Origin of the sequence: Streptomyces huiliensis (assembly GCF_020037025.1) — a bacterium.
Taxonomy (GTDB): domain Bacteria; phylum Actinomycetota; class Actinomycetes; order Streptomycetales; family Streptomycetaceae; genus Streptomyces; species Streptomyces huiliensis.
The window spans coordinates 1-2,852 of the sequence record NZ_JAIQLH010000489.1 but is presented as its reverse complement, the minus strand read 5'-3'; the positions used below and the strand labels follow the sequence as shown (position 1 = coordinate 2,852).

The following is a 2,852-nucleotide window of genomic DNA, read 5'->3' as shown; positions in this document are numbered from 1 at the left end:
AGCGCTGAAAGAGCTCACTGACTACCAGTTCGAGCTCCTGCAGCTGGGTCTCCTCGTCGGGATGGACGTAGCGCCCGTTCATCGCCACGGCGATGGTGTAAGGGCGCTCGGCCATCCACGCACCGGCGGCGTGCAGCACATCGGACTCCTCGCCCCCGGTGAAGGTGACCACCTCGAAGGGGTGCATCCGGCCGCGCTGCTTCACCGGCCCATGATCGAGCAAGGTCTCTCCCGGCCTCGGCTTCACCAGCCGGGCCACCTTCCCGTCCCCGTCGAACCAGCCCTCGCGTCGGTCTGCCATGCCCGGCATTCTCCCCGCTGGAGGACGCACTCCGGCGGATGAGTCACCCCGCCAGAGGCACATCACGAGACATGCTCGTCCCTTCACTCTAGACTCAAACAGACATTTCCCCTCATAAAAGGAGAGATTCATGACCCTCGGGATTGATCCGACCAAGCTCGTCTCCAACGGCGGGTCCTTGAATGCGCACGCGCCGGACAAGCTCGCCAAGGACCTGACCGTCCAGGAGGCGTGGGCGGCATTCACCGCGGCTGTCTCCAAACTGGATCCGAAGCAGCAGCGGGATGTCGCCAACAGGATTGCGGTGGGTGTCCTGGCTGCCATCGGCGGCATCGTGGACGAGGAGGGCTGATCATGCCGTACGCGAAGGCGGGCAACCAGACCTATTTCATCCCGCAGGGCGTGGCCGACACGCTGGGCTACAAGGACCCGCACGGGGGTGTCAGCGGAGAACAGGGCAGTGACGTAGTCGAGGCGATCAAGCTGTTCAACGCCATCGCCAAGTCGCTGGGCACGGAGCAGGTACCCATGCTGAACCTGGCGAACATCATCAAGATGACGGACACGTGACGGAGAACCCTCACAGAGTGCGGTGGGGAGATCGACCGAGGTGAGCCCAGAAGGTGCCACGGGGTGAACTTGATGCCCTGAACGGGGATCACCGTACGGCCTCCGGCTCCGCCCGGAGGCCGGCAAGTTCGTCCAGCTGGAGGGCGGCAAGTCGGCGTGGGCCTGCTCGACGGCCTCGGGGTATGCCTCGTGCTTGGCGTGCTCGGCGAGCGCCCGGTAGCTGCTGGACGACGGACGGGTCCCGCCCCTTGCGCCTGCCGGTGGAGGTGGTCCGGGCTCGCTACTAACCGGCAGCACGGACATGCCACGGGCGAACGGCGAACACCAGCCCGGCACTCCAGGCGATCAGCGACGCTCGACACTGAAACCGCTGTCGTGGAGAGCGGCGGTCCACACGTCACGGTCGAACCACTTCGTGATGTCCGGCACCCCCTCGGCGATGGCCTTCATCCGGGCCTCCCAGTCGTGACCGGACGGTCCGCGGCTGCCCTCGCACCCGTCACAGCCGTCCTCCCCATGAACATGGCCCGCCATCCAGGCGTTCACGGCGATGTTGAGGATCACGGTGTACAGATCGCCACCGGTCTCGGCGAGCGAGTCAGGAACGCTCGCCATGATGAGCGCCAGCTCGGGATTGTCGACAGGCGGCATCGGAGCCTGCCCCACCACGCGGGCATCGCTGCCGTCCTTGAACTCTTGCTGCTGCCGGGCGATCGTATCCGCGAGTCCGGCCGCATCGAAATACCTCCAGGCGGAACGCACCTGGATCCCCAGCCGCGCGGCCACCGTGCCGACGTTCTGCTCGATGACGTCCGCGACCGTGCCCGGCCGCACGGTGACCCCCCGCCGGGCCAACTCGGCGAGCGTCTGCGCCACCGCTTCCTTGAATGCCCTGGTGTTCCTCACCGCAGCAGGCTAGGGCCTCAGCGATGGACCCGAGCAGCGAACGAGAGTTGGGCCACAGCCAGTGACAGCACTCAGAACCCATCTCTGAACCCTTGTTCGCGCTGCCGAGGGGTGACGACGTGCGACCGCCCCCAAATGAGTGATTTGCACGGCTGCGACGCTCGGCAGATATCGCAGCGGGTAGCCGACCATTACACGAGGAGGATCAGTTCTCGCAGACCGAACGGAGCGCTAATGAGCGCGGAGGAAGTCGTCACGAACCTGATTACGGCCGCACAGAAGGTGCCGCAGGAGGTTGTTACCCAGCTCAAGGGGAGCGACAACCAGAACACCGCCAACCTCGGTAATGCTATTGCGGATGTGCAGGCTTCACCGGTTTCAGATGCCAGTCAAGCTTCTGGCCTTGGGGCGGCAGCAGCGGGTCTGACCACCGGAGAAGACAGCGATGGTGGCTCACAGGTGAATCTCTGAGAAACCGTCTGCAACTCTCTGGCGATCTTTTCTGATTCTCGGCGTGACTTCTGCGCCACAGAGGTACGGAGTGCTCCGTTGAGGCGCGTGTACGAGATCAACAGGGGTTCAAAGATGGGTTCTCACGAATGCATCACACTGAGCTACTTGTCACTTGGTCGGCTGCTCGTTAACGGCACCCCAAGACCCCCGTGGGTTCAGGGAAACCGAAGCCTGTTCAGCGGGAACTCGCGGGTCGATCCGTGTGCATCAGCTGGGCGTATCCGTGGGTTCGGCGGGAACCGTGAGGTGGTTCACGAGGCGGCGGGCTTCGGCCGTGACCTCTGCATCGACCTGAGCTATTGCTTCGTCGCCGTCTTCGAGCATGCCGTACTCGTCATCGAGCTCAGCGAGCCGCTCAGTCAGAGGCAGCTCGTGCCCGTAGCGCCGGTGAACCGGAAAGTGAGCTCCCAGGGTTTCAACTCGCCGGCGAGCATGCGCCGGGCGAGCGCTCGCACGGCGGCTTCTTGGCCGGCCTCACCGCCGACTGGATGGAGGGTGAGGCCGAGTTCGGCGAGTGCCGGGGGAAGCAGGTCGTGGACGTCCTAGGGCCTGTATTGGGTTG

General features: G+C 64.7%; 5 protein-coding genes. 3 read left to right on the top strand and 2 right to left on the bottom strand.

Annotated elements, in window-relative coordinates; all coding sequences use genetic code 11:
* Positions 1-301, bottom strand: a 301-nt coding sequence (locus tag JNW98_RS35390) for a hypothetical protein (protein WP_223772364.1), incomplete at its 3' end; no start/stop codon positions are given.
* Between the two features lie 130 nt (positions 302-431).
* Between JNW98_RS35390 and JNW98_RS35385 the strand changes: the two genes are divergently transcribed.
* Together JNW98_RS35385 and JNW98_RS35380 are read left to right on the top strand one after the other, a co-directional pair.
* Positions 432-653 carry a hypothetical protein gene (locus JNW98_RS35385; protein ID WP_223772363.1) on the top strand — a complete coding sequence of 74 codons (222 nt, stop codon included), beginning with the start codon at positions 432-434 and terminating at the stop codon, positions 651-653.
* A 2-nt stretch (positions 654-655) separates the two neighbouring features.
* Positions 656-871, top strand: a complete 216-nt coding sequence (locus tag JNW98_RS35380; RefSeq protein WP_223772362.1) for a hypothetical protein — start codon at positions 656-658, stop codon at positions 869-871.
* A 345-nt stretch (positions 872-1,216) separates the two neighbouring features.
* Here JNW98_RS35380 and JNW98_RS35375 read toward each other — a convergent pair whose 3' ends face one another.
* On the bottom strand, positions 1,217-1,777 hold the full coding sequence (locus tag JNW98_RS35375) for a hypothetical protein (protein WP_223772361.1): 561 nt from the start codon (positions 1,775-1,777) through the stop codon (positions 1,217-1,219).
* A 234-nt stretch (positions 1,778-2,011) separates the two neighbouring features.
* On the opposite strand from JNW98_RS35375, the gene JNW98_RS35370 reads away from it, so the two are divergent.
* On the top strand, positions 2,012-2,248 hold the full coding sequence (locus JNW98_RS35370) for a hypothetical protein (RefSeq protein ID WP_223772360.1): 237 nt from the start codon (positions 2,012-2,014) through the stop codon (positions 2,246-2,248).
* Positions 2,249-2,852 lie beyond the last annotated feature (604 nt).

Excerpts from the sequence above, each read along its gene's own strand:
- JNW98_RS35385 (WP_223772363.1), top strand. The coding sequence starts at position 432 with ATGACCCTCGGGATTGATCCGACCAAGCTCGTCTCCAACGGCGGGTCC.
- JNW98_RS35380 (WP_223772362.1), top strand. The coding sequence starts at position 656 with ATGCCGTACGCGAAGGCGGGCAACCAGACCTATTTCATCCCGCAGGGC.
- JNW98_RS35370 (WP_223772360.1), top strand. The coding sequence starts at position 2,012 with ATGAGCGCGGAGGAAGTCGTCACGAACCTGATTACGGCCGCACAGAAG.